This window comes from Anaerosporobacter sp. (assembly GCF_965301125.1).
This window is the reverse complement of sequence record NZ_CBDLAM010000265.1, coordinates 1-3569: the sequence shown is the minus strand read 5'-3', so window position 1 is coordinate 3569 and position 3569 is coordinate 1. Positions and strand designations below refer to the sequence as shown.

At 30.7% G+C, this 3569-nt stretch carries 6 protein-coding genes and 1 pseudogene; 5 read left to right on the top strand and 2 right to left on the bottom strand.

All coding sequences use genetic code 11. The features are described from left to right. Nucleotides 1-246 precede the first annotated feature (246 nt). The 4 genes and pseudogenes from ACW2QF_RS18345 to ACW2QF_RS18330 all read left to right on the top strand — a co-directional run. Nucleotides 247-1206, top strand: coding sequence for a DUF4037 domain-containing protein (locus ACW2QF_RS18345; protein ID WP_455717463.1), 960 nt, complete (start codon nt 247-249; stop codon nt 1204-1206). Nucleotides 1207-1233: 27 nt separating this feature from the next. Next, nucleotides 1234-1710 carry a J domain-containing protein gene (locus ACW2QF_RS18340; protein WP_455717462.1) on the top strand — a complete coding sequence of 159 codons (477 nt, stop codon included), beginning with the start codon at nt 1234-1236 and terminating at the stop codon, nt 1708-1710. Between the two features lie 65 nt (nt 1711-1775). Beyond that, a complete protein-coding gene (locus ACW2QF_RS18335; protein ID WP_455717461.1) occupies nt 1776-1901 on the top strand; it encodes a hypothetical protein in 126 nt (41 codons plus the stop codon). Between the two features lie 78 nt (nt 1902-1979). Continuing rightward, a pseudogene (locus tag ACW2QF_RS18330) lies at nt 1980-2054 on the top strand (hypothetical protein); the annotation flags it as partial. Between the two features lie 37 nt (nt 2055-2091). Here the strand turns inward: ACW2QF_RS18330 and ACW2QF_RS18325 are convergent. Beyond that, nucleotides 2092-2658, bottom strand: coding sequence for a DDE-type integrase/transposase/recombinase (locus tag ACW2QF_RS18325; RefSeq protein ID WP_455717460.1), 567 nt, complete (start codon nt 2656-2658; stop codon nt 2092-2094). Nucleotides 2659-2732: 74 nt separating this feature from the next. Further along, a complete protein-coding gene (locus tag ACW2QF_RS18320; protein WP_455717459.1) occupies nt 2733-3068 on the bottom strand; it encodes a helix-turn-helix domain-containing protein in 336 nt (111 codons plus the stop codon). A gap of 125 nt (nt 3069-3193) precedes the next feature. Here ACW2QF_RS18320 and ACW2QF_RS18315 point away from each other — a divergent pair, with 125 nt between their 5' ends. Next, nucleotides 3194-3520 (top strand): DUF262 domain-containing protein, encoded by a 327-nt coding sequence (locus tag ACW2QF_RS18315; RefSeq protein WP_455717458.1) that lies wholly within the window; start codon nt 3194-3196, stop codon nt 3518-3520. The last annotated feature ends 49 nt before the right edge of the window (nt 3521-3569 follow it).

Here is a 3569-nt window from a genome sequence, read left to right as displayed (position 1 = left end):
TTTGATGACTTCCAAACTATATCATATTCGCATAAAGCAAGATAATAGAATTAAAGGCAAGATTAAGCTAAATTAAATAAATCAGTAGTAAATTATAAAGGTATTTAGTATTTAGCTAAATACCTTTATTTTTAATAAACTGTATTGATATATTTTATATGGATTAATGGATATATATGGTATATAATTAGATGATCGCAAGTGCAATTTTTTACAATTTTTATAGGTGTAAAGGGGAGAGTAAGAATGTCAAAAAATGCAATGAATTATTTTGAAAACATAATCATACCACTAATTCAAACAAATTATCCTAATATCATATCCGATATGGATATAATGATATTGGGCTCTGTTGGATTAGGAATTGATGATGAGATTTCTGATATTGAAGCATCTATATATTTAGATGATGTAATATGGAAAAATCAAGGGAAGCAATTACAATTATTATTAAATGAATGTCTAGCTAAAACGAATAAGTGGAAGAGAGAAGGTTCGATTATATGTGTCCATCCAGTTTCTTGGCTGTTAGATGGTAATTCGAATAAATTCCTAACTAATAATGATAATTTACCTTGGGAAAATGTATCTTTTGAAGCTTTATTTACATTGCAAAAGAATACTATAATTTTAAATTCAAAAGGAACATTAAAACATTTACGGAAAAAAACTGAGGTAACAAAATATCCAGAGCAGTTATGGAGAAAAAAATTAATAACCAATTTAAAAGAGCTGTCCATTGAAGAATATTTTGAATTAAATAAAAATGTTCAGCGAAATCATATACCTGAAGCAAATATGTTGTTTGGCATAATGATAGAGAGAATTTACCACATTGCCTTTTTGGTTTCACATGAATATTATCCATGGCGTACACACCTAGATTGGGCGTTTAGAAATTTATCCATTTCTAAAACAGAACTTAGTACCCAAATAGATAAGTTATTATCTACCAGTAGTTGGAACGAAAGAGTGGAAATAATTAAATCCATTATTGATTTTTATAAAAACTATATAAAAAATAATAATCTTATTCCTGAAATCGATGTATATAGCGATGACCTTGAGAAGGAACTGATTTGGGCGGAGCGGCTTTCTGCCTGGAATACACCTGATTGGCGGAATTTTATTAAAGAAAAGGAAAAGGATGCTGTAGATTGCGGTTATTCACCAGAGCAATTTTGGGTTTGGAGTCTGTGGGGGTGATCCCTCTAAACGAGAGGTGGTGGAAAAGTGCCCCAAGATAATAGTAAATATGATGAAATTAAGCGAAAGTTAAGAGAGCTTAAAAAACTTGAGATGAAAATACGCTCAACTAATTTTGATTTACAGAAAAACAATAAAAAATCTTTATGTAAATTCGAAAATACAGAACTTGTATGGAATAAATTCTTTGACTTAAAAAATGAAACTACAAAAAATGTGAAATATTCCATCATGGAGCTATCGGAAATGACGAAAGATGAATTTAAGGATGTTATTTCCGAGTACTTTTATTATGTATATTATAGTTGCTACAAAGAAAGTGCTTTATCGGATTATTCAATAATTGATACAGAAAACCTTATCCAATTGGGACTTCCGATATATGCAGATAATACTGAAATAAAAAGGAAGTTTCGAGAGCTTGCCAAAACATATCATCCCGATAATGGTGGAGACAGTGCAAAGTTCATAGAAATAATGGAGAAATATAAGAATTTATTTTGATAAAGGTTAGCAAGTAAATTTTTACAGGATACAGATTATTTATATAATATACAGGAGGAACTTTAATGGAAATTAAAATTGAGCCTATTTTGATTGAGCAAAAATCCGTCCTTGTTCAACTGATGGAGCTTTATAACTATGATTTTTCATTGTATTCGAAAGATGATGTAAATGAACATGTTTTTTTTTGATACTCACATATTGATGACTATTGGAATGAAAATGGTAGATATCCATATTTTATTAGGGTTGATGGAAAATTAGCAGGATTGGTTTTGGTACGTAGTTGCTGTGAGTATAATCAATTATCAAACCCACATAGTATAGCAGAATTTTTTGTAATGCAGAAGTATCGAAGAAAAGGTATAGGAAAACATGTAGCTATGCAAATTTTTGATATGTATAAAGGAGGCTGGGAAGTTTCTCAATGGTCAGAAAACGAGACTGTAAAAAATTTTGGGCAAGATTATAGGTATCAAATACAAGCTTATTATCATTTCTGTTACTTAATATATATGACACTACAGATTTGCCATAAAAGTCTAAAATAGCACTTAAATATACTTTTTTATTACTCATGGGTACTTTGAATTCCGTTACATCGGTTGCCCATTTCTCATTCGGTTTTGATGCTTCGATTTCTCTGTGCATTATGTTTTCTGCTATTGTTTCAGGGGTAGAATGACGGTAAGGTCTTCTTTGCTTGCGAATAATGGATGTAATACCAAGCACTTGCATAATTCGATGAATTCGATGCTTACTGTAGTGTTTACCCTTATCACGATTAATATAATTACGCATTCGGCGATAGCCCAAGGTATGTTTAAATTTAACATCATACTCTTTAATCCATAATGACAACTGCTCGTTCTCCATTTCACTAGCGGGTTTTTCTCTATTAGACCATTTGTAATAACCGGCACGGGAAACATTTAACTGTTGGCACATCCATACTATGTCCCAATTCTTTGCATATTTAAAATACTGAATAGTAAGATACTTAGGTTCTAGTTTTCCCTTGGCTAGAATCGCCTCCTTTCGAATTCCTTTACTTTTTTTAATAGTTCTACCGTCATATCACGTTCTACAAGCTGACGCTTTAGTCGTTTGTTTTCTCTACGTAGCTTTTCTAATTCACCAACTTCTTCATCTGTTTTATGTCGGCCACGTTTATCTGTAAGGCCTTCTTCATCCGTCGCATCGTATTTTTTCATCCATGAATAAACCTGACTGTAAGATACATCGTATTTTTCAGCAGTTCTCTTGTAATCACGCTTATGTTTAATGCAGTAGGTAATGATTTCCTTCCGCTCATCAATTCTATTTAATGCATATAGGATACATTTAGAATAAAGCATTGAATGTGATACTTAATTTTTTGTTCCAATTTGTAATTAAATGACTGTAATTTTTAAGTTTAAAATATACAACTCAATAAAAATATGGTAAAATGTAGAAAAATGAAACATAAAGGAGAAAAGTTATGAAATGTACTACTTCAGATTTAGAAATCGAAACTATTTATAATCGAATAAAAGCAGGAGATATTAATTTGCAACCAAATTTTCAGAGAGGAGAAGTGTGGACAATACAAAAAAAGAAAAAATTGATTGATTCTATTCTTAGAGAATGGAAAATACCTCCTATACACGTGGTCAGTAGTGATAAAGAAGTTGATGAGGTTTTAGATGGGCAACAGAGGCTTGTAGCAATATGTGATTTTATCGAAAATAAGTTTGGTATTGATGGCTTTATTGAACCAATGGAAAGTAAGGTGAAACTATTAGATGGAGTTAATTATTATTCATAACCAAAAGAGGTCAAGAGTAAATTTATAAAATAAATTTTTTTTTTTGTTT